Raw genomic sequence first — 24,483 nt, forward strand, 5'->3', positions numbered from 1 at the left:
CTCAGTATTGACGGCTCGTGAATTCCTTGGCCGCTACTTCAGCTGGGAATACACCCTCGTTCACGGTAATGCGCTTCGGTACCGGCTTGCCTGCCTTGACCAGCTGCGCCGTCTGGATCAGCTGCGGCCCGAGCAGCGGATTGCACTCGACGGTCACGTTGAGCTTCCCCTGGAGCATGGCCTCGAACGCACCCTTTACGCCGTCGATCGATACTACGAGGATGTCCTTGCCCGGCTTGAAGCCTGCTTCCTCGATGGCCTGGATCGCACCGATGGCCATGTCGTCGTTGTGCGCGTACAGCACGTTGATGTTCTTGCCCTCGGACTTCAGGAAGGCTTCCATCACCTCCTTGCCCTTGGCGCGGGTGAAGTCGCCGGTCTGCGAGCGCAGGATCTTCAGCTTCGGATGGTCCTTGATGACTTCCGCGAAGCCGGCCTTGCGGTCCAGCGCAGGCGCCGAGCCGACGGTGCCCTGCAGCTCGACGATGTTATAGCTGCGGGCCGGGTTCTTCTTCTGGTGCTCGACCAGCCAACGCGCGGCGCGGCGGCCTTCTTCCACGAAATCGGAACCGATGAAGCTCACGTACAGCGACGGGTCGCTGACCTTGACCGCGCGGTCGGTCAGGATCACCGGGATCTTCGCAGCCTTCGCCTCGCGCAGTACGGTGTCCCAGCCCGATTCGACGACCGGCGAGAACGCGATCACATCGACGCGCTGGGCGATGAAGGAGCGGATCGCCTTGACCTGGTTTTCCTGGCGCTGCTGGGCGTCGGCGAACTTCAGGTTGACGCGGGCCATCCTGGCAGCGTCCTTGATCGAGGCGGTGTTGGCGGTGCGCCATTCGCTTTCGGCGCCGACCTGAGAGAAGCCGATCGTGAGCGGTTTTTGGGCGTGGGCGGGGATGGCGGCGGCGAGCAGCAAGCTTGCAGCCGCGCCCAGCAGGGTTCTGCGGGTGAGGGTCATTACCTTGTCTCCGGTATTGTTGTTTCACAATCCTAGGACAAAGTGCGATGCTGATCCAATCACATTTGCGCGCTTACTGATATCTGAATCGATATGGACTGAATGTGCTTTAATTCGGTGCCCGTCGAACGGTCACTTGTCCATCGTTTCCCGAGACGACGATCTCTCGGATGGAGTCGCTTGGGCCGGCACAATCACCCGTTTCCAGCTCCGTCTGTGGCAAGATCGTCCGTTTGTCGAGAGCGATTGCTACCTCGCCACGCACGATGCCCCCGCACAGCCCGTTCAGGTTGACATTCATTGGTACGGGCCGGAGAGTAACAATGTAGGTTCCCCCACTCAGTCGACAGCTGCGTTGGACACTCATCAATTCTTCCACACGGTCTGCATCGCCATCAGGTCTTTTGCTATATCGAATGAGCGACCAAAATACAGTGGCAGTCGTATCGCTGGCGGATACTGCGCCGTAGCGTACCGTCAGGCGATCCTTGCCCTGATCGCAATCGACCCATGCGGCATCTTTCATGACGTCGGCATGCGCTGCCATGGGGAAATGCAGTCCCACCATGGCAGCTGCCATAGCGCACAAGCTGTGAGCTGATGAAAGGGCCATGTTTCACGCCTGAATAATCGATGAGATTGAGGGACTGTAGCTGATATCGGAGCGATCCGCCTCCGTCGTCCCACTGACGATTCATTGGCGTGGATTGCGCCGGTCCCCACGGCCCTTATCGCATGAGCCGCACGCCATACAGGCCCCCTGCGACGGAGTCCGGGTTGGCAACGAACTTCACGACCAGCTTGCGAGACCGCCCTTGGGCGAGCGCCGCCGGCAGCGGATAGTCGACCTGATAGAACTCTTGCATGCCATCGCCAGCGAGTGAGACGTTTGCGACGAGAACGCCGTTAATTTCAATGTCGAATTGCCTACCGGCATCGGCCTTGGCAAACGTCAGGCGCAGCAGCCTCGCCTTCCCTTTCGGGTCGTTCAGCTCGTAGCTGAACCACTTGGTCGCATGCCGCCAGTGACGGCCGCTGTTCACGCCCGCTTCACTACCTTCGCCCTTGAAGAAGTGATCCGACTCCGGTTGTTGCTCACCAGGCGCCACCTGATCGATCGTGCGCGCATCCAGCGCCAGGCGTTCCGCCTCGCGCGCCGCATTCTCCGCCCGCATGCGCTCGAAGTTGGCGGGCGTCGAATGCTGCCAATACATCGTGTAACGCGAATCGTGCAGCCGGAAGAACGGTACGAATTCGGTCGCCGATCCGGCCGCACCACGCACCAGCCCCGGTGCGGCGAATGTGAGCGGCTTGCCCTTTACCGGCTTGAAGCGCCGCAGGAAGTCGATTGAATCGCTGACCAGCATCGGCGCCGCCTCCAGCGGACAGACCGGTCCCTGCGCGATATGCCCCATGCGCGACTCGTCGGCGAGGAAGTTCAGCTTCTCGTCGCCGAGCTGGCGCGTCTTCGCGGCCAGCACGATCGGGCCGTGCAGCACGGCGTAATAGTTGGACTTGTCCGGCATCTGCTCCAGGCGCGTCTTCATCGGTAGCTGCACGTCAACAATGTCCCCCTTTTGCCATGCGCGCGCGACAGTCACATAGCCTCCCGGTAGGGCATCGACCTTCACGCCTTTGCCGTTGACCTTTACCACCAGCTTTCCGGCCGCGACCCAGCCCGGATAACGGATCATCATCGTGAACATGGCCGGCGCATCGACAGTCAAGCGCGTGCTACCCTGGTCCGGGAAGCGCGTCGCCTGCGTGACGCGCACATTCTTCTCGCGCCAGTGCAACGTCGATGGAATGAACAGGTTGACGAACAGCGCATCGCCCTCGTGCGCGTAGATGAATTCACCGTATTTGGCATGGCTCTCGATGCCGGAGCCGACGCAGCACCACATGCCCTTGTCCACCTGCGAATACACGCGGTAGTGGTTCGGCCGCATCGGCGTGAAGTAGACGAAGCCGCCGCCCGGGCGCTGCGAGGACAGGATGTGGTTGTACAGCGCGCGCTCGACGTAGTCGCCGTAACTGCCCTTCTGTTCGGATTCGAACAGCATCTGGGTCAGCTTGATCATGTTGTAGGTGTTGCAGGTCTCCGGTCCCTCGACCTCGTTGATCATCGGGCCGAAGTCTTTCTCGTCGTGGAAGTGCTCCTTGACGCTGTTGCCCCCAAACGCCACCGTGCGGCGGTCAACCACCGTCTGCCAGAAGAAGCGCGCGGCGTCCTGCATCGCCTGCCGTCCCGTCATGCCGCCGATGCGCTGGAAGCCGATCACCTTCGGGATCTGGGTGTTGGCGTGCAGGCCGGTGAGCTTGTCCTGCCCTTTCGCCAGCGGCTGCAGCACCGCCTGGTGCGAAAAGCGCAGCGCCAGCTCGAGGTATTTGCGCTCGCCCGTCATTTCCGCCACGTCGGCGAACATCTCGTTCATGCCGCCGTGCTCGCTGCGCAGCATCTGTTCCATCTGTTCAGGGCTCAGGCGTGCGGTAAGGCGCAGCGCCCAGTCGGACAACGCGATGAGCATCGCGCGCGCGTCCTCGTTGCCGGCGTACTTGTACGCGTCGCGCAGGCCGGCGTAGACCTTGTGCAGGTTGTACCAGGGGACCCACTTGCCGTTGACCGAGAAGTTGTCGGCTTCGAGCTTGCCCGCTGCGACGTCGCGCCAAGCCTGGCGCCCGCCGGGAATGCCTCCCAGGTAGCCATCACCGTTAGCGGCTTGCGCGCGCTTGAGCTCCGCCACGAAGTAGTTCAGTCGCCGCAGGGTTTCCGCGTCGCCGGTCGACGCGTACATGAGCGCCAGCGCCGACAGGTAGTGGCCGCCCATGTGGCCGTCCAGTCCGGTCGACTCCCAGTTGCCGTAGCTCGGCTGGCGAGGCTTAAGGCCTGCCTCGCGCAGGAAAGGCGCCAGTAGCCGGTCCGGCTCCATCGCCATCATGTAATTCAGGTCGGTGGTCTGGGCATCCAGGAAGGGGCCGGCCGTCAAGCGTACATCGGCAAGGGGGAAGAGCTCGGCCGCCTGCGCGCACGCGCCGGCGACGAGCAGCACGAGGGCGGCGAGTCGGGTTGTCATCTGGCGTGGGTGCTCTGGTAGCGATTCAGCTCGAGCGCATCGACGATCGGCCAGCCGTCCTTGTCCCACTTCATGTCCAGCACCTTGAGCTTCTGCTTGTACTTGTCGGCGGTCTCGTAGGCGTGCAGCACCATGTAGTCCTTGCCATCGAAGGTATAGGCGCTGTTGTGCCCCAATGCTTTCCAATCGCCGGTTCCCTGGATGACGAGCGAGCCGCCGCCCTTGGCCATGTCCACGCCATTGCGGTCGAGGTAAGGCCCGGTCACGCGCTTTGAACGGCCGACGACTACCTTGTAGGTACTGTCCTTGGCCTTGCAGCACAGGTCCCAGGACGCGAACAGGTAATACCAGTCGTGCTTCTTCATGATGAAGGGCGCCTCGATCTGCGCCGGGCCGGCTTCCTCGTCGGGCACATAAGCGGGACGGTCGCGCCGGGCGATCGTGTGCCACTCCTGCGGCTCGGCCAGTTTGGTGCGGCTGGCATCGAGCTTCACAATCTTGAGGCCGCCCCAGAACGAACCGAAGGACATCCAGGGCGTACCCTTCTCGTCGTCGATCACGTGCGAATCGATGGCGTTCCACAAGTCGCGGCCCGGGACCGACTGCAGCACCATACCCTGGTCTTCCCATTTGTACTTGGGCGAACGCGGGTCAAGGGTGGCGTTGGTGGTCACGCCGATGCCCGAGGTGTTCTTGCCGAAGCCGGAAACCGAGTAGTAGAGGTAGTACTTGCCGGCGTGCTGGTAGATGTCCGGCGCCCAGATGTGGTCGTTGAAGGTCGGCGCAGCTTTACGTGCCCAGGACGGCTCGCCCGCGAACACGCGGCCTTCCGGCTTCCAGGTCTTCATGTCGGTCGAGCTGTAGAAGGTGATGCCGGGGCCGGTGCTGAAGAGGTAGTACTTGTTGCCTTCCTTGGCCATGACCGGGTCGTGCACGCTGACCTGGGCGGCGAATGCAGGAAGCGCGACTGCCAGCGCGAGCGCAGCGGCGGATAAACGGGAGAGTAAAGACATCGCGGTATCCAGAATGATCGTTCGATTGTGTCCACGCCGGCATGCGCCGGCGTGGACAAATGGTACAGCAGCCTGCTTATGCCTCGACGGCCACCACCACGACCGACTTCGCCGGCACCTTCAAGGTCAGCTTGCCGTTCGCAGCCTTGGCGCTGTACGCCGCCGGCTTGACCGCCTGCGGCTTGTCAAAGGTGTTATGCGCGTCCATGGCCTCGGAGGTGAGCACCTGCCCGGTCGCACCGGACACCGACTGCCCCTTCAGGTCCACGACCACGTCGCTGGCCTGGCGCGGGTTGGTGTTGACCAGCGCCACGTATACCTTGCCGTCCTTGCCGCGCGCGCTCGATGCACTGATGCCCGGGATGCTCTTGTTGTTCGCGGAGTACGACACGTCGTTGTTGACCGCGGTCGGCAGCGAAGTCGCATCCTGGAACGGCACATACATCTTGTACGCGTGATAGGTTGGCGTGAGCAGCATCTTGTCCTTGTCGGTGATGATCATCGCCTGCAGCACGTTGACCATCTGCGCGATGTTCGTCATCCGCACCCGTTCGGCGTGCGCATGGAAGATGTTGAAGTTCAAGGCCGCCACGACCGCGTCGCGCAGGGTATTACGCTGGAACAGGAAGCCCGGGTTGGTGCCCGGCTCCACGTCGTACCAGGTGCCCCATTCGTCGACATAGAACCCAATCTTCTTCTCGGGGTCGTTCTTGTCGAGGATGGCGACGTTGTTCCTGATGAAGCCGTCCATGCGCAGGGTCTGCTGCAGGGTCGAGAACCATTCGTCCTCACCAAAGCCGGTGGCGGCGCCCTTCTTCTCCCACACGCCGGTGGGCAGCGTGTAGTAGTGGAAGCTGATGCCGTCGGTGCCCTTCGCCGCTTCCTTACTCAACACCTCGGTCCACTTGGTGTCGGCGTCGTTGCCGCCGCTGGCCACCATCTTCGGGCGCGCATTCGGCGGCGTCTTGAGGAAGGTGGCGTAGTGGTTGTACAGGTGGGCGTAGTATTCCGGCTTCATGTTGCCGCCGCAGCCCCAGGCTTCGTTGCCGATGCCGAAATAGGCCACCTTGTAGGGCTCCTTGCGGCCGTTCTTGCGGCGCTGCTCGGCCAGGGTGCTCTTCGTGTCCGAGGTCATGTACTCGAGCCACTCGGCCATCTCCTGGGGCGTGCCGGAGCCGAGGTTGCCGTTGATGTAGGCTTCGGTGCCCAGGATCTCGACCAGGTCGAAGAACTCGTGGGTGCCGACGGCATTGTCCTCGGCCACGCCGCCCCAGTGGGTGTTGACCTTCACCGGGCGCTTGTTGCGCGCGCCGATACCGTCGCGCCAGTGGTATTCGTCGGCAAAGCAGCCGCCCGGCCAGCGCACCAGCGGCACCTTCAGTTCCTTCAGTGCGCCGACCACGTCGTTGCGCCAGCCGCGGGTGTTCGGGATCTTCGAGTTCTGGCCGACCCACAGGCCTTCATAGATGCCGGTGCCGAGGTGTTCGGCGAACTGGCCATACACGTTCTTGTTGATGACCGGACCGGGCCTGGTGGCGTCGATGGTGACGCTCACCTGCGCAAAGCCGGACGCCGATGCGGCGAGCATGGCCAGCGCGAGGATGGTGGGCTTGAGTGCTTTCACTGCTGTCTCCTGGTTTATTTGAATTATTTGAAAACGGCGACGAAGCCGCCGTGCGCTTTGATGCTGATCTTGTGCTTGCCGGCCTTGAGTGCGGACTGCACGAACGCGCGCTCGCCCGCACCGTCGGAAATCACGTTGCCTGGACGGTTCTTGAGGAAGGACAGGTCCAGCTCGAGCGATTTGTCCGCATCTTCGGCGTTGATGCCCGCGACATACCAGGCCTGCCCTGCCCTGCGTGCGATGACGACGTGCTTGCCCGGATAGCCGTCGACGAAGCGGGTTTCGTCCCAGCTGCGCGGCAGCTCCCGCAGGAAGCCCTTCACATAGGCTGGCACGGTGGCCATGCCTTCCGGCGTTTCCGCGAAATGCTGGATCCCCGACAGGAACAGCACCGATTCGGCCAGCTCGAAGCCGTTGCGGGTCTTGCGCTGGATGGTCGGGATGTCGTGGAAGGCGGTCGGGGTGAAATCCATCGGGTCGAACAGGTTGCGCGTGAAGGGCAGCATGGCGGCGTGGCGGGCCACCGCGTCCTGGTCCACTTGGGTGAAAGTGGTGAATTCGAAACCGCGCACCGCTTCGGCCGTCATCAGGTTCGGATAGGTACGCGACCAGCCGCGCGGCAGGGTCGCGCCATGGAAGTTCACCGACAGGCCGGCCCTGGCTGCATCGTTCAAGATATCGACGTAATAGGCGATCATCGACTGGCCGTCGCCGGCGAAGAAGTCGATCTTGACGCCCTTGATGCCCATCTCGCGCAATTTGGCGAATTCCTTGATGCGCTGCTCGCGGTTCAGGAGTGCACCCTTCGGGCTGTACTCGGTCTTGTTCCATTCGCCGGACGAGTTGTACCAGACCAGGATGCCGATCTTCTTCTTCGCGCCATAGGCCACCAGCTCGCGCATCTTCGCGTCGCCGATCTTGCGGTCCCAGTCGGCGTCGACCAGCGTGTAGTCCCAGTGCATGTCGGCGGCGTGGTCGACGAACTTCTTCTGCACGTCGAAGACGGTGCCATCGTCTTTCAACAGCGCCCAGCTCCACGAGGCGTGGCCGGGCTGGATCTTCGCCTTGTCGAAGGCGATGGCGGGCGCGGCCAGATCGGTGCCCAGGGTCGATTCGACGAGGGTAGCAAGCGAGCCCAAGGCGATGACGCGCCATGGCGTGACCATGTCGCCCCGGCTTTCGGCCAGCAGCGCGCCGCCGGTGAACACTTCGGGTGCGGCCGGCGTGCCGAGCTTGTAGCGGCCGTTGGGCGATTCGGCTTCCAGACGCGAGGCGTGGAAGCTGCCGTCCATGTTGGCTTCGGTCAGGGCCACCCAGGTATCCCCGGTGCGAAAGAGTGCGGGGAAGACCCAGCCGGCTTCTGTTGGCGCCCTGACGCCGACGGCGATCTCGCGCTCGTAGTGCTCTTCGTAGGCGGGGTTGGTGTTCATCCAGCCGGTCTGGGCGACCGACATCGGCTGCAGCCAGGCCTTGGCGGATCTATCGAAGCTGAAGGCCGTGGCTTCGGCCATGAATTTCTTGTGCGGCAGCGACTTGTCGCGCACGAGGTAGCGGAAGGCGACGCCGTCGTTCGAAGCGCGGAAGGCCAGGTCCATCGTTTGGCCTTGGGCGTTACGGACGGTGATCACCTGTTCGTTGGCGGCGTAGCTGATCCTGCGCTTCTTGCCGGTGGCCAGTTCGTAGCTGTCGCGTACCGGCTTGATGGCCGACGTCCTGGCGATCGACAGCCTGGTCGTCAAGTCCGCGCCATCCAACGTCAAGCCGAGCGGCGATGGGAGGATGACGGGTGTGCCGCTTCGGGCGATGGCGTAGGTGAGCGCGCCGCCAGGGGCGACGCTGACCGATACCGAGATGTGTCCATCGGGGCTGGTCAGGGGGGCGGCTTGTGCTGTGGTGCTCAGTGCGGCAACAAGCACCAGGGTCGTACGGGCGAATGCGGTCATGGCGAGGTCCTTTCAGCCGGCGCAGGCGGGAACCCAGGTTTCGCGAGTGGCGACGAACTTGGGTCCCGGCCTGCGCCGGGACGACGTGCTGAAGTGAGGGGTGACAGGAGGCGTGGCGGCGCTCAGCCGCGACACATCAGGTCCAGCCGGCGTCGACGACGAAATCCTGCGCCGTGCACATCTTGCTGTCGTCGGCGCCGAGGAACAGCACCATGGCCGCGATATCGTCCGGCATCAGCTTGCCCGGCAGGCACTGGGCCTTCTTGATCTCGCGTTCGGCGTCGGCATCGACCCACAGGTCGATCTGGCGCTGGGTCATGACCCAGCCCGGCGTGACGGTGTTGACGCGCACACCGAATGGGCCCAGGTCGCGCGCCAGGCTGCGGGTGAGCCCGATGACGGATGCCTTGGTGGTGGCGTAGACCGGGTAGCCGGCGCCCTTGGCATGCCAGGACATGGAAGAGAAGTTGATGATGGAGCCGCCGCCCTTTTTCTTCATGCCCGGCAGGACTGCCTGCGCGGTGAAGAACATCGGGCGCTGGTTGATGGCGATGCGTTCGTTCCAGTAGTCGAGCGAGACCTGCTCGATGTCGTGGCGCTGGTCGTTGGCTGCGTTATTGACCAGCACATCGAAGTCGCCCAGCTGCTGGGCCAGCTCGGCCATCGTGCGCTGCAGCGTCGGGATGTCGGTGATGTCGCAATAGCGGAACACCGGCGCCGTGTGCCCGGCCTTGCCAAGGCGTTCGCACAGCGTTTCGCTGGCCTCCCTGGCGATATCCACGAACGCCACGACCGCCCCCTGCTCCACGAACGCTTGCACGATCGCTTCGCCGATGCCGGTGCCGCCGCCCGTCACGAATACCCGCTTGCCCTGCAGGCTGGGGTAGTTTGCCAACTGTGTCATACCCGTCTCCATCTGTTCTTATTGTGATACCGGCTTACTCTTTGGTCAATGCACCGTCTTTGCGGCGCCAGATGCCCAGAGGATTGCCGCTCTGCAGCGGCTCGGGCAGCAGCGCCTCCGGCAGGTTCTGGTAGCACACCGGGCGCAGGAAGCGCTGGATCGCGCCGGTGCCCACCGAGGTGCTGCGGCCGTCGGCGGTGGCCGGGAACGGGCCGCCGTGGACCATCGCGGTCGAGACTTCGACTCCGGTCGGGAAACCGTTGGCCAGGATGCGGCCGACCTTGCGCTCCAGCACCGGCAGCAGCGCCCTGGCGGCGTCGTAGTCGCCCTCGTCGATCTGCAGCGTGGCGGTCAGCTGGCCTTCGAGCAGTTCCGCTACCTCGCGCAGTTGCTCGGTGCTCTGGCAGACCACCAGCACCGAGGCCGGGCCGAAGACTTCGGCATGCAGTTCGTGGCGCGACAGGAAGTGCTCGGCGCTGGTGCGGAACAGCGCGGCGCCGCCCTTGCCTTCATCGTGTTCGACGCGCGCCAGCGTGGTGATCGCGTCGTGCGTGTGCAGCGCGTGCACGCTCTTGCGGTAGCTGTCGGCGATGCCCTGGTTGAGCATCACGGCAGCCTGGGTCGCGGCCAGTGCCTCGGTGGCGGCGGCGCAGAACGCATCCAGGCCGGGGCCGTCGACCGCGAGCACCAGGCCCGGGTTGGTGCAGAACTGGCCCACGCCCATCGTCAGCGAGGCGGCAAACCCCTTGCCGATGTCGGCGGCGCGGCTGGCCAGCGCATGCGGCATGATGAACAGCGGGTTAATGCTGCTCATCTCGGCGTAGACGGGAATCGGCTGCTTGCGCGCGGCAGCGACGGCCATCAGGGCGGTGCCGCCCGAACGCGAGCCGGTAAAGCCCACTGCCTGGATCGCTGGATGCCCGACCAGCGCCTGGCCGATGCCGTTGCCGGTGCCGGTCAGCAGCGCGAACACGCCGGCCGGCAGCTCGCACAGCTGGACGGCCTTGGTGACGGCGCGTGCGACCAGTTCCGAGGTGCCGGGATGGGCCGAGTGGGCTTTCAGGACCACCGGGCAGCCTGCGGCAAAGGCGGAGGCGGTGTCGCCGCCGGCGACCGAGAAGGCCAGCGGGAAGTTCGATGCGGCGAAGACCGCGACCGGGCCGACGCCCATCAGCTTGTAGCGCAGATCGGGGCGTGGCGGGGTGCGTTCGGGCAGCGCCGTGTCCATGCGGGCATCGACCCACGAGCCTTCGCGCAGCAGTTCGGCGAACATGCGCAACTGGCCCACGGTGCGGCCGCGCTCGCCTTCCAGGCGCATGCGCGGCAGGCCGGATTCCGCCATCGCGCGCTCGATCAGCTCGTCGCCGATGGCCAGGATCTGCTCGGCCACCGTATCGAGGAAGGTGGCGCGCTGCTGGTCGGTGGTGGCGCGGAAGATGTCGAAGGCTTCGCCCGCCAGGGTACAGGCGCGGTCGATCTGGCCTGCATCGACCATGTGGAAGGATGGCTCGAGGTAGTCGCGTTTGGTCGGGTCCCAGGCCTTGAAGGAACCTGCGGCGCCGCGCTCCTGCACGCCGCCGATGATGGCTTCGCCGGTAATGGTCATAGGGTTTTCACTTTCGCAAATTGGGTGGCATGGACCGCCAGGCGGTTGCGCAGGGCCGGGCCGAACTGCGGCGATTCGACTTCGAAGCTCTCGCCCGCTTCCACGGTGATGCTGTCGGCAAAGCTCAGCGTGGCGGTGCCGAAGAAGTGGATGTGGACGTCGCCCGGGCGCTTGAACAGGCCGTACTTGAAATGGTGGTGCTCGAGGTTTTCGATGGTGTGCGACATGTTCTGCTCGCCGCTGACGAACGCCTTCTCCCAGCGCACCTGGCCATCCTTGCCGATGATGCGCGAGGTGCCCGCCACATGGCTCGGGAGCTCGCCCACCAGCAAGGCCGGGCCGAGGCCGCAGTTGCGCAGCTTGGAATGGGCCAGGAACAGGTAGTTCTGGCGTTCGGTGACGTGGTCGGAGAACTCGTTGCCGATCGCGTAGCCGAGGCGGTAAGGCTGGCCGTCGTCGCCGATCAGGTAGAGGCCCGCGATTTCCGGTTCCTCGCCGCCATCGAGCGAGAAGTCCGGCATCTCGAGCTCCTGGCTTGTTGCGCGCACGATCGAGCCGTCGCCCTTGTAGAACCATTCAGGCTGCACGCCGGCGCTGCCCGATGCCGGCTTGCCGCCTTCGACGCCCATGCGGAACATCTTCATGGAGTCGCTCAAGGAGTCCACGTCGCCGCCGATCTTCTTGTGCATGGCGTCGCGCGTATCGGCGCTGCCCAGGTGGGTCAGGCCGGTGCCGGTGACGTAGCAGTGGGCGCTGTCCGGGTGGTCGAGCGGCGGCAGGATACGGCCGGCTTGTGCGACGTCGTCGTAGTGGTAGTGCTCCTGGCTGGCAGCACTGTCGGCCAGCTGGGCCAGGCCGGTGCCGGTCGCAATCGCGGCGCGCGCCAGGTCGCGCGTCGCGGCGTAGCCGTTGACGACGCGGATGGTGTTGTCGTGCAGGATGCCGACGCGGCGTTCTTGCGATTCGGTGATGAATTGAATGAGCAGCATGGCTCGGTCTCCGGTATAGATATTTGAATGACGGCGCGAGCGTTCAGGCGGTGGTTGAACGCGTGGGCGGCGAAGCCGCACCACCCTACGGTGTTCGACGAATCCGGCGCAACATGAATAGCCGCATCTCGTAGGGTGGGCAGGTCTCCTGCCCACGCGTTCAACCCACCTCAGATCAGTGAGAATGCTTGGGCACCGCCGACCCACGGCATCCCACGAGGAAGTCGAAATCGCAGCCTTCATCGGCCTGCAGCACGTGGTCGAGGTAGAGGCGCTGGTAGCCGCTGTGCTGGACAGGCTTGTTGTTCTCCGCCCGATCCGCCAGCCGCGCCTGGATCTCTGCATCCGACAGCTCCAGGTTCAGCCCACCGCCCGCGCAATCGAGCACGATCCAGTCGCCATCCTTGACGATACCCAGCGGGCCGCCGGCCATCGCTTCCGGCGCCACGTGCAGCACGACGGTGCCGTAGGCGGTGCCGCTCATGCGGGCGTCCGAGATGCGCACCATGTCGGTGATGCCCTGGGCCAGCAGCTTGGGCGGCAGGCCCATGTTGCCCACTTCGGCCATGCCGGGATAACCCTTCGGCCCGCAGTTCTTCATCACCAGGATCGAATTCGCATCGACGTCCAGGTCCGGGTCTAGGATGCGGGCCTTGTAGTGGTCGAAGTCCTCGAACACGACGGCGCGGCCGCGGTGCTGCATCAGGTGCGGCGAGGCAGCCGAGGGTTTGAGCACGGCACCGCGCGGCGCCAGGTTGCCCCGCAGGATGCGGATGCCGCCGTCTTCGATCAGCGGGGTGTCCAGCTGGCGGATCACTTCGTCGTTGTAGATCGGCGCGTCCTTGCAGTTGTCCCACAGCGTGTTGCCGTTGACGGTCAGCGCGTCCTTGTGCGCCAGCAGGCCGCCCTCGCCCATGCGGCGGATTACGCCCGGCAGGCCGCCTGCGTAATAGAACTCCTCCATCAGGTATTTACCCGACGGGAGCAGGTCGACGATGGTCGGGGTGCCCTTGCCGATCGTGGTCCAGTCTTCCAGTTCGAGCGGCACGCCCATGCGGCCGGCGATCGCCTTCAGGTGGATCACGGCATTGGTCGAGCCGCCGATGGCGGCATTGACGCGGATGGCGTTCTCGAAGTTCTCGCGCTTGAGAATTTTTGATAGCTTGAGGTCTTCGTGGACCATCTCGACGATGCGGATGCCCGACATGTGGGCCAGCACGTAGCGGCGCGCGTCCACGGCGGGAATCGCGGCATTGTGCGGCAGCGAGGTGCCCAGCGACTCGGCCATGCAGGCCATGGTCGATGCGGTGCCCATCGTGTTGCAGGTGCCGGCCGAACGCGAGTGGCCCGCTTCGGCCGAGAGGAAATCGTGCATCGAGATCTGGCCGGCCTTGGCCTGCTCGTGCAGCTGCCAGACGGCGGTGCCGGAACCGATGTCCTTGCCGTTCAGTTTACCGTTGAGCATCGGGCCGCCGGTGACGACGATGGTCGGCAGGTCGACGCTGGCCGCGCCCATCAGCAGCGCCGGGGTGGTCTTGTCGCAGCCGACCAGCAGCACGACGGCGTCCATCGGGTTGCCGCGGATGGATTCTTCGACGTCCATGCTGGCCAGGTTCCGGGTCAGCATCGCGGTCGGGCGCAGGTTCGATTCGCCGCTCGAGAACACCGGGAATTCGACCGGGAAGCCGCCGGCCTCGAAGATGCCGCGCTTGACGTGCTCGGCGATCTTGCGGAAGTGGGCGTTGCAGGGGGTCAGTTCGGACCAGGTGTTGCAGATGCCGATGATCGGCTTGCCCTGGAATTCATGGTCGGGGATGCCCTGGTTCTTCATCCAGCTCCGGTACATGAAGCCGTTCTTGTCCTGGGTCCCGAACCACGCGGCCGAGCGCAGCTCGGTTTTCTTCTTCGTCTCGGACATCAAAACATCTCCTCGTTATCTCCGCCACGGGAGGCTGTGTGCCCCCTCTCATGTCGTGTTGTTCAGCGATGAGGAAGTCTAGAATGCTGTCAGATAACTTTCCAATCAATTATTTCGCGATAGTGATACCGTTTTTGGTATCGTCGGGTGGCAGCGAAGCCGCGTACTCTAGGAATGCAAAAAGCGCGATTCAGGCAGGCCTTGCACGTCGAGGGACTGGCTGAACACCGCTCCCGACAACGGTGCGGCGGCGCGGTCGTTGGCCGTCATCCCCAGATGCGCTGTGGTGACATAGAGCGTCGACATGCCAGGCCCGCCAAACGCCGGACAACTCGGCTGCGGGGCGTCCACCTCCAGCACGCGGTCGAGCCGCCCATCCGGCGCGAAGCGCATCACCTTCCCCGCTCCCCAGCGCGTCGTCCACAGATAGCCTTGCGCGTCGATGCAGGAGCCATCCGGCTCGCCGGGCGCCGCATCCGACGCGATGAACACGCGCGACGCCCCCACCTCCCCGCTGCACGGGTTGTAGTCGCACACGCGGATTTCCTTCGCCGCCGAATCGGCGAAATACATGCGCCGCCCATCGGGACTGAAGCAGATGCTGTTGGCGATCGCAGCCTTCGGAAGCGGCAGGCGCTCCAGACTCAGGTCGAGGTTCAGCCGATAGAAACTCCCTAGCGCCGGCTTCGGGTTCTCGTCCTGGTTGAACATGCCGAACACGAAGCGCCCCTGGCGGTCGCAGCGACCATCGTTCAGCCGGGTCGACGCGATATCGGCTTCCACGTCGACGATGCGCTTGACCGCCCCGGTCGAGAAGGTGAAGAACGCCAGGCCCGAGGCCAGCCCCAGCAGCAGGCGGTCGTCGCTGCCGGTCAGGGCAAAGCAGCACAGCCGCTCCGGCATCGGCCAACTGCGCGTGGCGCCGGTGGCGGGCGAATGGGCCCACAGGGTGGAGGCCGGGATGTCGGTCCACAGCAGGCGGCCGCTGCGTTCGCACCACAGCACGCATTCGCCCAGCTCGTGCCGGCCGTCGATGAACAGGTCCATCATGGGCTTAGTTCACGACCGAGAACCGGAAGCGCGACTCGGTCTGGTAGACCTCGCCCGGGCGCAGGATCGTGTTGGGGAACTGCGGCTGGTTCGGCGAATCCGGGAAGTGCTGCGGCTCCAGGCAGAAGCCGCCGCGGTGCGGGTAGCTGCGGCACTTGCCCTGCAAGGAGCCGTCGAGGAAGTTCCCGCTGTAGAACTGCACACCGGGTTCTTCGGTGAACAGCTCGAGCACCCTGCCAGATTCCGGCTCGCAGACGTGGGCGGCGCGCGTCATGGCTTTGCCGGCTGGCTTGTTCAGTGCGAAGCAGTGGTCGTAGCCCAGGCCGTGGCGCAGCTGCTTGTCCGGCTGCTCGATGCGCTCGCCGATCGGGCGCGGGGTGCGGAAGTCGAAGGGCGTGCCGGTGACCGGCGCCAGCGCGCCGAGCGGGATCGATTCTGCGTCGATGGCCACAAACGCGTCGGCGTCGATGCTCAGGACGTGGCCCAGGATGTCGCCCTGGCCCGCCAGGTTGAAGTAGCTGTGCTGGGTCAGGTTGACCGGCGTGGCCTTGTCCGTCACCGCGTGGAAGCGCACCACCAGCTCGTTGGTATCCAGGAGCGTATAGACCACGGTGGCATCGAGGTTGCCCGGATAGCCCTGCTCGCCGTCGGCGCTGCGGTAGGTCAGCTGCAGGCTGTCGCCGTCGACGATGGCGTCCCACTTGACCTTGTCGAAGCCGGGGGCGCCGCCGTGCAGGTGGTTGTTGCCGTTATTCGTCGGCAGGGTGAATTCCTGGCCGTCGAGGGTGAATCTGCCTTTGCCGATGCGGTTGCCGTAGCGGCCGATCAGGGCGCCAAAATACGGGCTGTCGTCCTGGTAAGGTTCGAGCTGGTCGAAGCCCAGCACCACGTCGGCCAGGCGGCCGTGGCGGTCGGGGGCATGCAGCTCGGTGATGATGCCGCCGAAATCGATGATCTTTGCCACCAGGCCGTTCGCATTGGTGAGCGTGAACTGGGTGATGGTCTCGCCATCCGGCAGTTGGCTGAACGGCGCTTGCGTGATCCGTGTTTGCACGTTGTTCGTCCTTGGTGAGTCCTAGTAGGTGGACGGCCTGCCGAACACGGGCATGCCGGCGTCGTCCCAGCGCAGCGGCTTCACGAACGTGTGGCGATCCGGATTCCAGAGCGGATCGCCGACGATTTCGGTGTAGGTGCGCGCATGGTAGACCAGCATGACGGTGTCGCTGTCTTCGGCATAGGTGAAGCTGTTGTGTCCGGGGCCGTAGATGCCATGATCGTAGCAGGTTGACAAAACAGGCTCGCGCGATTTGGTCCAGGCTTTCGGATCGAGCAGGTCGGCATCCTCGTCGGCCCACAGCAGGCCCATCGCGTAGTTCTCGTCGGTGGCGCTGGCCGAGTAGCTGATAAAGATCCTGCCGTTGCGGCGCACGACCGAAGGACCCTCGTTGACCCAGAAGCCGCGCGTCTCCCAGTCGTATTCGGGCTTGCTCAGCATGATCGGTTCGCCCTCGATCTGCCACGGGGTCTTCATGGGGGCGATGTACAGGTTCGAGTTGCCTTCGATTTCATGGTCCTTCTGCGCCCACAGGTAGTACAGCCGGCCCTTGTGGGTGAAGGTGGTGGCGTCCAGGCAGAAGCTGTCGATGCCGGTGTCGACCTGGCCCATGAACTCCCATTCGCCCTCGAGCGGGTTGGCGTTCTGGTTGCGGATCGCATACATGCGGTGCTGGAACAGCTTGTGCTTGATCTCGCGGCTGGGGGCGGCGGCGAAATAGACATACCAGGCGCCCTGGTTGAAGTGCAGCTCGGGGGCCCAGATCAATTCTGAGTACGGGCCAGTGTCGGGCTTGGTCCAGGCGGTGACCGTGCCGGCCGTGGCCAGGGCCGCGATGGTGGGGGCGCGGCGCAGCTCGATGCGGTCGTACTGGGGGACCGAGGCGGTGAAGTAGTAAAAGCCGTCGGTGTGCTTGTAGATGTAGGGGTCGGCGCGTTGTTCGATCAGGGGTTTCAGGACGGTAGCTTGCATGATATTCGGCGAGTCACAGGGTGGTTGAACGCGTGGGCATTTGTAATTCAGGCCACCGGCCTGAGTTACAAATGCCCACCCTACGGGTTATTAGCTGACCACGTAGCCGTGGGTACGCATATCAGCCTTGACAGTGTCGTAATACTGGTCGCTGATCCGGTACTTGAACATCAGCATCCCCATCAACAGGTGGAAGAAGCCCGGAATCACCGACAGCATCAGGGCGATGCCCTGCAGCGCCAGCGCGGACTGGGCCTGGTTGGGCTGGTACTGGAAATAATCGAGCAGGATGCCGACCATGCCGCCGGCAACGGCCATGCCGGCCTTCTGGCAGACCGAGATGCCGCCGAACGCAAAGCCCGAGACGCGCTTGCCGGTCTTGACCTGGCCGTAGTCGATGGTCTCGGCGATCGCCGACCAGAACACCGGTGCGTGCAGGTCCACCACGAGCGACAGGATGAAGTACAGGACAAACGCCAGCACGATGTCGCCCGGCGTCACGAGTACATAGATCATCAGGCTGATCACAGCCACGGCAATCTGCGAATTGCGGAACAGCTTGACCTTGCAATAGAACTTGGTGGTCCAGGTGGAGACCACCATGGCGATGATGGCCGCGGCCACGCCAGTGGACAGGAAGGCCGAGACCATGGCGGTGTCCCCGCCCAGGTAGTATTTGGCGTAGTAGATCGCCACCGAACCGCGGATCACGTAGCCGACCGTGCCGGTCACGCACACGCCGCACAAAATCAGCCACTGGTCGTTTTTCAGGAGCACGCGCACCTGGTCCATCAGGGGCTGCTTTTCCACCTTGTGGATGACGCGCTCGGTGGTGGTGAAGAAGCACAGCAGGAACAGCAGCACGCCCATCGCCGCCATCACCGCCATCGCGGCCTGGTAGCCGGTGGCCGGGTTATCGGCATCCCACCAGCTGGCCAGCACCGGCACGATGATGGTCACCATGAAGGCTCCGATCTTGGCGAAGAACAGGCGGTAGCCGTTGGCCGACAGGCGTTCCTGCGGGTCCGAGGTCAGGCCGCTGATCAGGGAGATATAGGGAATCCCCACGCCTGCCGTCATGATGGTCATGAGGATGTAGGTCGAATAGGCCCAGACCAGTTTGGCGTCGTAGTTCCAGTCGGGCGTGGTGAACACCAGGAACACGGACAGGCCATAGGGCAGCGCCAGGAACAGCAGGTAGGGACGGTAGCGCCCCCAGCGAGAAAGGAAGGCATCGGTCATCTGCCCCATCGCCAGGTCGGCAATCGCGCCGACGATCTTCACCGCCACGAACAGCATGGCCAGGTCGCTGGTCTTGAGGCCGTAGATGTCGGTATAGAAGAAGGTGATGATCAACATCATCGACGAGATCACCACATTGAGCGCCATGTCGCCGGCGCCGAAACCCGCTTTTTCGAGGGTCGAGAGTTGTTGAGTGTGCATGCTGCGCCTTCCCTTGAACGAACCGGGGGCACTGCCGGAAGAATGACCCTGCAGCGCCCCGCTTTTACTTCACCACCTGCCTGCCAACCGGCTTAATTACGCCACCTGAGCGACAACCCGACCACGCGATCATACCGGCGCACGTCGCGCGGCAGTTCCGGCACGCTGTGGTAGTCGTGGTAGGCCTGGTCCAGCAGGTTGCTGCCGTCGAGCGTGATAGTGAGGTTGTCGGTCAGCTTGTACGAGATCGAGGCGTCCAGGGTCTTGAGCGGATCGACCACGATGTTGTACGGCGTGCCGCGGTAAGCATACTCGGCGGTGAACTTGTCGCGCCAGCTGTAGGCCAGGCGGCCCGACCACTTGCCGTATTCGTACAGTCCCACCAGGTTGGCGGAGCGGCGCGACATGCCGGCGAAGGTGTTGATCGTGCCATCCGCCTCGGCCAGGCCGCCGTCCATGAAGGTAACGTTGGTCTGCACGCCCAGGCCGCTCATCCAGCCCGGCAGGAACGTGAAGAACTGCTGGTAGGCGAATTCCGCGCCCTTCAGGTTGCCCGACACCGCGTTGTACGGGCGGCTGACGTTATAGGTCACGCCATCGAAGGTCTCCGGACGCGCCGTGCGGCGCAGGTAGTTCTCGTACTTGTGGTGGAACAGCGTGCCGGTGACCGAGCCGGCCGGCGCGAAATACCACTCCAGGGCCACGTCGACGTTGCGCGCCTCCTGCGGCTTGAGGTTCGGGTTGCCGGCGGTGCCCGTGGCCAGCGTGGTGGTGGTCGATGGGAACAGCACCAGGCCCGGGTTGAAGTCGCCGAACGGGGCGCGCTCGATGGCCTTGCTGGCCGACAGGCGGCCGATCAGGTCCTGGCGGAAGTGGGCGCGCATCGACAGGCTGGGCAGCACGTCGCTGGTCGACGAGGACACGGTGGTCGGCGAGACCACGCCATTATTCGAGGAGAAGCCGCTGATGTTCTGCTTGGTCTTCACGTAGCGCGCACCGATGGTACCGTCGACCGGGATGGGGCCGGCGTCGAAGCCGAAGTTCAGCTTGGCGTAGATGGCGTGGGTCTTCTCGCGGTCGGCGTAATAGGACAACGGATCGTCCGGACGCGCGCTCGTCTCGCCGCGAATGGCCTGGCGCACGGCGCCGGTGTTATCGAGCAGGAAGTCCCGGCACGGCGCGTAGAACTGGTTCATGCCGTAGTTGCCGCCGGTCTCGGGGCTGACGCAGTTCAGGCCAGGGATGCTGGTGACCTTGATGGCGTTCGGCGTGAAGCGGTTCGGCGCGTCCGAGTAGCCGTTCAGTTCATGCACATACGAGGCGAAGCGCTCGGCGACACGGGCGCCCGCGCTGACTTCCTTGATGAAGCCGTCCGCTTCCGGCGTCCAGCTCACGTCGCCGCGCCAGTCGGTGGCGGCGCCGCGCGAGCGGTTGTGGTTGTCGAACAGCGCGAACATGGTCCACGGCGCCGGGTCGGTCATGTCCACGCCCGGATAGGTCAGGAAACCGCCGCCGTCGCGCACGCTGGCGGAGATCGGCTTGGCGACGTCGCGCACCGTGTCCAGGATCGGGTTGAGCTGGCTGTATTTGGAGACGGTGCGTACCAGTTCGGTGCTGGCGCGCACGCCCGGCATGATCTTCCAGATGGCGCCGATGGCGCCCTGGTGGGTCTCGGAATCGTCGCGCCGCGCCTGGGTCGAGCTCAGGGTGAAGGTGTTGACGTTTGGGTTGCTGATCGATTCCAGGTAGTTGGTGCCCGCGCGCGGGGTCACGGTCGATGCCGGATTGTTGATCGGCAGGCCGCCCACGAAGAAGATGCTCTGCGAATCGTGGTCGATCTTGGTCGAGAAGCCTTCGGCATAGACTTCGAGCTCCTTGCTGGGTCGCCACTGGGCCGACAGGTTTCCTGCCAGGCGCTCGCGGTCGCCGCTGCCCATTACCCGGCCCATGGCATCGGCGCCGATGATGCCGCGGTCGATCGTCATCGGCGCGCCCACGAAGGCCGTCTCGTCATGGTAGCGGCCGCGCTGGTAGGACAGGCCGCCGAGCAGGCCGATCTCGCCGATGCCGGTGCTCCAGCGGTTCGACAGCATGCCCGAGACGTTCGGGTCGATCTTGTCGGCCTTGTCGCGGTGCTCGGCGCGCGCATTGAAGGCCGCCTGCGCGCCCTTGAAGTCGAACGGGCGGTTGGTGCGCACGTCGATCACGCCGGAAGTGCCGCCCTCCACCATGTCGGCGCCCTGCGATTTATAGACATCCACGCGCTGCAGCATGGCCACCGGCACGTCGGCCAGGAACAGGCTGCGGCCGGCCGCGGTGAACATCTCGCGCCCGTTGTACAGGGTGGTGATGCCGCCCAGGCCGCGGATGACGACATTGCCGGCTTCGCCGTTCTGGCGGATCACCTGCACGCCGGGCACGCGGCCCAGGATCTCGGCGACGTTCTTGTCCGGGAACTTGCCGATGTCGTCGGCGACGATGGAGTCGACCACCTGCTCGGCATTGCGCTTGATGGTTTGCGCGCTCTGGGCCGCCTGGCGGGTGCCGGTGACGAGGACGACGGCTTCGTTGCCGTTGTCCTTGCCGCCCGTGTCGGCGACCGGGGCCGGGACGGCCGGCGCCTCGACTGCCGCGAGTTCCTGGGCGCCGACGGTGGCGCTGCTGATCAGGCCGGCGCCGGCAAGTGCTGCGACGGTGACGCGCAGGACGAAGATATGACGGGAACTGGCCGTGGCACGGCCGGAGGAAGTGCGTTTCATACGTCTCCTATGTCGTTTTTGTCGTGGCCGCTGTGTCGCGGCTTTGCTCTTATTACAAGCTCGACATTGATGGTAGGCGTTGAAGCGAGATCATTCCAATCAATTTTTCCGCCGTTCCGATACCAAATTCTGTATCAGCGAATTGTACTTGTGCAGATGGGCAAGATTGTGGAAACCACCGATAGCGTGTGATTGACGCAACATGTAAAGTGTTTGTGCAGCAATATTTGCGCTAGATCATGCTGTTTTTTGACCACACAAACATGTCAATCGGAAATCATGTAAGGATAGTGCAAATGTTTATTGGCATCATTTTCACGGTGCTGGTAACGTAACTGTCTACCAAACCTGCTTTATTGCTAACAGACAGCGCCTGCACTGTTCCTATTTGTAAGAACGACACCAACTACTGGAGACACGAAATGAAGAAGACTTGCCTGGCCCTCGCCCTGTTGTCCGTCCTGCCGCTGGTTGCCCAAGCGCAGACCAGCGTCACGATCTACGGCATCGCCGATGCATCGGTCGGTATCGAAGACACGGATGCACCGGGCACCGACAGCCGCACCGTGATCAGCTCGGGCACCCAGTCGACCAGCCGCATCGGCTTCCGCGGTACCGAAGACCTGGGCAACGGCCTCAAGGCGCTGTTCAACATCGAGGCCGGTTACGCGATCGACACCGGCGCCCAAGACGCCGCCGGCCTGTTCCAGCGCCGCGCCGTGGTCGGCCTGCAGGGCTCGTTCGGCACCGTGACCGTTGGCCGTGAATACAGCCCCATCGCCGCAGTCGTGCAGTCCAGCGACCCGCTGGGCCATGGCTTCTACGGCTCCAACCTGGGCAGCTTCGGCACCGGCCGCGCGACCCGCCGCCTGGCCAACTCGGTCAACTACAAGAGCGAAGCGCTGAGCGGCTTCACGGTGCAGGCCGCCTACAGCGCGGGCGAGCGCCAGAACGACAACCCGTCGGGCAACCTGGTCGGCGTGTCGGTCGAATACAAGAACGGTCCGCTGAACCTGGGCCTGGGCTACCACCAGGTCGAGAACCTTGCCGCCGGCGACGACGAGGAATTCGCCTTCGGCGCAGGCTACAACTTCGGCGCCTTCGACGTGCGCGGCTCCTACGTGATGGCCGACCCGGAGGGCCCGCTGCCCGAGTTCAAGTTCACCACCGTGGGCGCCTCGTTCACCAGCGGCGCCAGCAAGTTCTTCGCGTCGGTGCACCAGCAGCGCGTCGACACCGGCGGGCGCGGCAACGGCTTCTCGCTGGCCTACCAGTACACCCTGTCCAAGCGCACCAACCTGTACAGCAGCTACGGCCGCGTGCGCAACAACAACCTGGGCAACTTCGGCCTGACCTCGGCAGGCGGCACCTTTGCCCCGCCGCCAACCGCCTTCGGCGCCGATCCGTCGGTGTTCAACGTAGGCGTGCGCCACTCGTTCTAAGCGCTGCGGCGTAAAAAAAACGGCAAGCCTTCGGGCTTGCCGTTTTTGTTTGTGCGGGACGATGGCTACGTCCGCCCCGTCCTGCAGGGCGCCTTATGCCGGCAGGGCCTGCAAGGCGCGCTGCGCGCTGCGCATGACCGGCTGCGCGCCTGCCTGCGCAGCTTCGGCCGCTTCGACCTTGAACACCGCCATGGCGTTCGTCAGCATGGTCGCCTGGTCCTTCATGGCTTCCGCGGCGGCTGCCGCCTGCTCCACCAGCGCCGCATTCTGCTGGGTCACGTTGTCCATCTCGGCCACGGCCTGGTTGATCTGCTCGATGCCGGCGGTCTGCTCCTGGCTGGCGGAGGTGATCTCGCCCATGATATCGGTCACGCGGCGCACGCTGTCGACGATTTCCTGCATCGTCGAGCCGGCTTCCGCCACCAGCTTGCTGCCGCTGGCGACCTTGCCGGTCGAGTCGTCGATCAGGCCCTTGATCTCTTTCGCCGCTGCCGCGGAACGCTGCGCGAGGTTGCGCACTTCGGACGCGACCACCGCAAAGCCGCGTCCCTGCTCGCCGGCGCGCGCCGCTTCGACCGCGGCGTTGAGCGCCAGGATGTTGGTCTGGAAGGCGATGCTGTCGATGACGCCGATGATGTCGCTGATCTTGCCGGCCGAGGCATCGATCTCGCCCATGGTGCCGACCACCTGGCTGATGACCGCGCCGCCGCGCTGGGCCACCTGCGATGCCGCATCGGCCAGCACGTTGGCCTGGCGGGCATTGTCGGCGTTCTGCTTGACGGTCGAGGTCAGTTCTTCCATCGACGAGGCGGTTTCCTCGAGCGAGCTGGCCTGCTGTTCGGTACGGCTGGACAGGTCCTGGTTGCCCGCCGCGACTTCGTTGGCGGCCACCGTGATGGCGCCGGTGCCGGTGCGCACCGTGCCGACCGTGCGCGCCAGGTTCTCGTTCATGGTCTTGAGCGCCTGCAGCAGCTGGCCCATTTCGTCGCGCGTGGTGACCTCGATGCGGCTGGTCAGGTCGCCGGCGGCGACCGTGTTGGCGACCTCGAGCGCGCGCTGCACCGGACGCGTGATCGAGCGGGTGATCCACCAGGCGACCGCGCCGGCCAGGCCGACGACGGCCGCGCCCACCAGCCACATCAGGCGGGTGGTAGTTTCGTAGGTACGCTGGGCCTCCGCGGCCTTTTCCATGGCGATCGACTTCTGCAGCTCGGTCTGCTGGTGCACGGCCTTCTTCAGGTCGACCAGCAAGGGACGCAGTTCCTCGACCAGATACTGGTTCGCTTCCTCGACCAGGCCCTCGTTGACCAGTTTGATGATCTTTTCCTGGCCGACGATATAGGTGCTGATGTGCTTTTGCTTGGTTGCCAGCAGCTGGCGTGCGGTCGGGTGCTGCAGGGTCTTGTCCAGCTCGCCCAGCAGGCGGTCGATCGCTTTGCGCGAACTGAGGATTTCCTCGGCCTGGCGGTTGCGGTCGGAGCGCTCTTCATTGAGCAGCATGTTGCGCAGTGCAATGGCGATGTCGTTGATTTCGTTGAGCAGCAGGGTCGTCGCTTCGATCCGCGGCATGCGGTTATTGACGATCTCGTCGGTGCCGCTATTGACGCGGCCCAGCATGACGGTGCTCGACACGATCATGCACACGAGCATGGTGCAGACCAGTCCAAAGCCGAAGCCGAGACGTTTGCCGATGTTAAGGTTCGCAAAATTCATGTGTGTTCTCCTGGA

General features: G+C 64.3%; 17 protein-coding genes. 1 reads left to right on the forward strand and 16 read right to left on the reverse strand.

The genetic code is table 11. The annotated features are described in order from the left end of the window. Position 1: 1 nt before the first annotated feature. The 15 genes from AC3XQU_RS10515 to AC3XQU_RS10585 all read right to left on the reverse strand — a co-directional run bounded on the left by AC3XQU_RS10515 (position 2) and on the right by AC3XQU_RS10585 (position 21,313). Positions 2–964 carry an ABC transporter substrate-binding protein gene (locus AC3XQU_RS10515; RefSeq protein ID WP_489874102.1) on the reverse strand — a complete coding sequence of 321 codons (963 nt, stop codon included), beginning with the start codon at positions 962–964 and terminating at the stop codon, positions 2–4. 109 nt (positions 965–1,073) lie between these two features. Next, complete coding sequence (locus AC3XQU_RS10520) at positions 1,074–1,532, reverse strand: hypothetical protein (RefSeq protein WP_489874103.1); 459 nt, start codon at positions 1,530–1,532, stop codon at positions 1,074–1,076. A gap of 160 nt (positions 1,533–1,692) precedes the next feature. Next, entirely contained in the window at positions 1,693–4,038 is a 2,346-nt protein-coding gene (locus AC3XQU_RS10525) for a beta-L-arabinofuranosidase domain-containing protein (protein WP_489874104.1), read from the reverse strand. Next, on the reverse strand, positions 4,035–5,051 hold the full coding sequence (locus AC3XQU_RS10530) for an arabinan endo-1,5-alpha-L-arabinosidase (protein WP_489874105.1): 1,017 nt from the start codon (positions 5,049–5,051) through the stop codon (positions 4,035–4,037). Before AC3XQU_RS10530 ends, AC3XQU_RS10525 begins: the two co-directional genes overlap by 4 nt. Before the next feature lie 76 nt (positions 5,052–5,127). Beyond that, complete coding sequence (locus AC3XQU_RS10535; RefSeq protein WP_489874106.1) at positions 5,128–6,675, reverse strand: alpha-N-arabinofuranosidase; 1,548 nt, start codon at positions 6,673–6,675, stop codon at positions 5,128–5,130. 23 nt (positions 6,676–6,698) lie between these two features. Further along, positions 6,699–8,618 carry a glycoside hydrolase family 97 protein gene (locus AC3XQU_RS10540; RefSeq protein WP_489874107.1) on the reverse strand — a complete coding sequence of 640 codons (1,920 nt, stop codon included), beginning with the start codon at positions 8,616–8,618 and terminating at the stop codon, positions 6,699–6,701. Between the two features lie 136 nt (positions 8,619–8,754). Next, on the reverse strand, positions 8,755–9,522 hold the full coding sequence (locus AC3XQU_RS10545) for an SDR family NAD(P)-dependent oxidoreductase (RefSeq protein WP_489874108.1): 768 nt from the start codon (positions 9,520–9,522) through the stop codon (positions 8,755–8,757). A gap of 34 nt (positions 9,523–9,556) precedes the next feature. Further along, a complete protein-coding gene (locus AC3XQU_RS10550; protein ID WP_489874109.1) occupies positions 9,557–11,128 on the reverse strand; it encodes an aldehyde dehydrogenase (NADP(+)) in 1,572 nt (523 codons plus the stop codon). Next, positions 11,125–12,117, reverse strand: coding sequence for an AraD1 family protein (araD1, locus tag AC3XQU_RS10555; RefSeq protein WP_489874110.1), 993 nt, complete (start codon positions 12,115–12,117; stop codon positions 11,125–11,127). Before araD1 ends, AC3XQU_RS10550 begins: the two co-directional genes overlap by 4 nt. A 175-nt stretch (positions 12,118–12,292) precedes the next feature. Then, positions 12,293–14,035 (reverse strand): IlvD/Edd family dehydratase, encoded by a 1,743-nt coding sequence (locus AC3XQU_RS10560; protein WP_489874111.1) that lies wholly within the window; start codon positions 14,033–14,035, stop codon positions 12,293–12,295. Between the two features lie 168 nt (positions 14,036–14,203). Next, positions 14,204–15,085, reverse strand: a complete 882-nt coding sequence (locus tag AC3XQU_RS10565) for an SMP-30/gluconolactonase/LRE family protein (RefSeq protein WP_489874112.1) — start codon at positions 15,083–15,085, stop codon at positions 14,204–14,206. A gap of 4 nt (positions 15,086–15,089) precedes the next feature. Next, complete coding sequence (locus AC3XQU_RS10570; RefSeq protein ID WP_489874113.1) at positions 15,090–16,139, reverse strand: aldose epimerase family protein; 1,050 nt, start codon at positions 16,137–16,139, stop codon at positions 15,090–15,092. A 21-nt stretch (positions 16,140–16,160) separates the two neighbouring features. After that, on the reverse strand, positions 16,161–17,111 hold the full coding sequence (locus AC3XQU_RS10575; RefSeq protein ID WP_489874114.1) for a glycoside hydrolase family 43 protein: 951 nt from the start codon (positions 17,109–17,111) through the stop codon (positions 16,161–16,163). Between the two features lie 90 nt (positions 17,112–17,201). Then, the gene (locus AC3XQU_RS10580; RefSeq protein WP_489874115.1) at positions 17,202–18,554 is read right to left on the reverse strand and encodes an MFS transporter; all 1,353 of its coding nucleotides are present in this window, start codon (positions 18,552–18,554) and stop codon (positions 17,202–17,204) included. A gap of 92 nt (positions 18,555–18,646) precedes the next feature. Then, positions 18,647–21,313, reverse strand: a complete 2,667-nt coding sequence (locus AC3XQU_RS10585) for a TonB-dependent receptor (protein ID WP_489874116.1) — start codon at positions 21,311–21,313, stop codon at positions 18,647–18,649. 422 nt (positions 21,314–21,735) lie between these two features. Between AC3XQU_RS10585 and AC3XQU_RS10590 the strand changes: the two genes are divergently transcribed. Further along, complete coding sequence (locus tag AC3XQU_RS10590; RefSeq protein ID WP_489874117.1) at positions 21,736–22,755, forward strand: porin; 1,020 nt, start codon at positions 21,736–21,738, stop codon at positions 22,753–22,755. A 93-nt stretch (positions 22,756–22,848) separates the two neighbouring features. Here AC3XQU_RS10590 and AC3XQU_RS10595 read toward each other — a convergent pair whose 3' ends face one another. Next, a complete protein-coding gene (locus AC3XQU_RS10595) occupies positions 22,849–24,468 on the reverse strand; it encodes a methyl-accepting chemotaxis protein (protein ID WP_489874118.1) in 1,620 nt (539 codons plus the stop codon). Between the last annotated feature and the right edge of the window lie 15 nt (positions 24,469–24,483).

The sequence above is a fragment of the Telluria sp. AZSoR62 genome, from assembly GCF_058111565.1.

Excerpts from the sequence above, each read along its gene's own strand:
- AC3XQU_RS10515 (WP_489874102.1), bottom strand. The coding sequence starts at position 964 with ATGACCCTCACCCGCAGAACCCTGCTGGGCGCGGCTGCAAGCTTGCTG.
- AC3XQU_RS10520 (WP_489874103.1), bottom strand. The coding sequence starts at position 1,532 with ATGGTGGGACTGCATTTCCCCATGGCAGCGCATGCCGACGTCATGAAA.
- AC3XQU_RS10525 (WP_489874104.1), bottom strand. The coding sequence starts at position 4,038 with ATGACAACCCGACTCGCCGCCCTCGTGCTGCTCGTCGCCGGCGCGTGC.
- AC3XQU_RS10530 (WP_489874105.1), bottom strand. The coding sequence starts at position 5,051 with ATGTCTTTACTCTCCCGTTTATCCGCCGCTGCGCTCGCGCTGGCAGTC.
- AC3XQU_RS10540 (WP_489874107.1), bottom strand. The coding sequence starts at position 8,618 with ATGACCGCATTCGCCCGTACGACCCTGGTGCTTGTTGCCGCACTGAGC.
- AC3XQU_RS10545 (WP_489874108.1), bottom strand. The coding sequence starts at position 9,522 with ATGACACAGTTGGCAAACTACCCCAGCCTGCAGGGCAAGCGGGTATTC.
- AC3XQU_RS10550 (WP_489874109.1), bottom strand. The coding sequence starts at position 11,128 with ATGACCATTACCGGCGAAGCCATCATCGGCGGCGTGCAGGAGCGCGGC.
- araD1 (WP_489874110.1), bottom strand. The coding sequence starts at position 12,117 with ATGCTGCTCATTCAATTCATCACCGAATCGCAAGAACGCCGCGTCGGC.
- AC3XQU_RS10560 (WP_489874111.1), bottom strand. The coding sequence starts at position 14,035 with ATGTCCGAGACGAAGAAGAAAACCGAGCTGCGCTCGGCCGCGTGGTTC.
- AC3XQU_RS10565 (WP_489874112.1), bottom strand. The coding sequence starts at position 15,085 with ATGATGGACCTGTTCATCGACGGCCGGCACGAGCTGGGCGAATGCGTG.
- AC3XQU_RS10575 (WP_489874114.1), bottom strand. The coding sequence starts at position 17,111 with ATGCAAGCTACCGTCCTGAAACCCCTGATCGAACAACGCGCCGACCCC.
- AC3XQU_RS10580 (WP_489874115.1), bottom strand. The coding sequence starts at position 18,554 with ATGCACACTCAACAACTCTCGACCCTCGAAAAAGCGGGTTTCGGCGCC.
- AC3XQU_RS10585 (WP_489874116.1), bottom strand. The coding sequence starts at position 21,313 with ATGAAACGCACTTCCTCCGGCCGTGCCACGGCCAGTTCCCGTCATATC.
- AC3XQU_RS10590 (WP_489874117.1), top strand. The coding sequence starts at position 21,736 with ATGAAGAAGACTTGCCTGGCCCTCGCCCTGTTGTCCGTCCTGCCGCTG.
- AC3XQU_RS10595 (WP_489874118.1), bottom strand. The coding sequence starts at position 24,468 with ATGAATTTTGCGAACCTTAACATCGGCAAACGTCTCGGCTTCGGCTTT.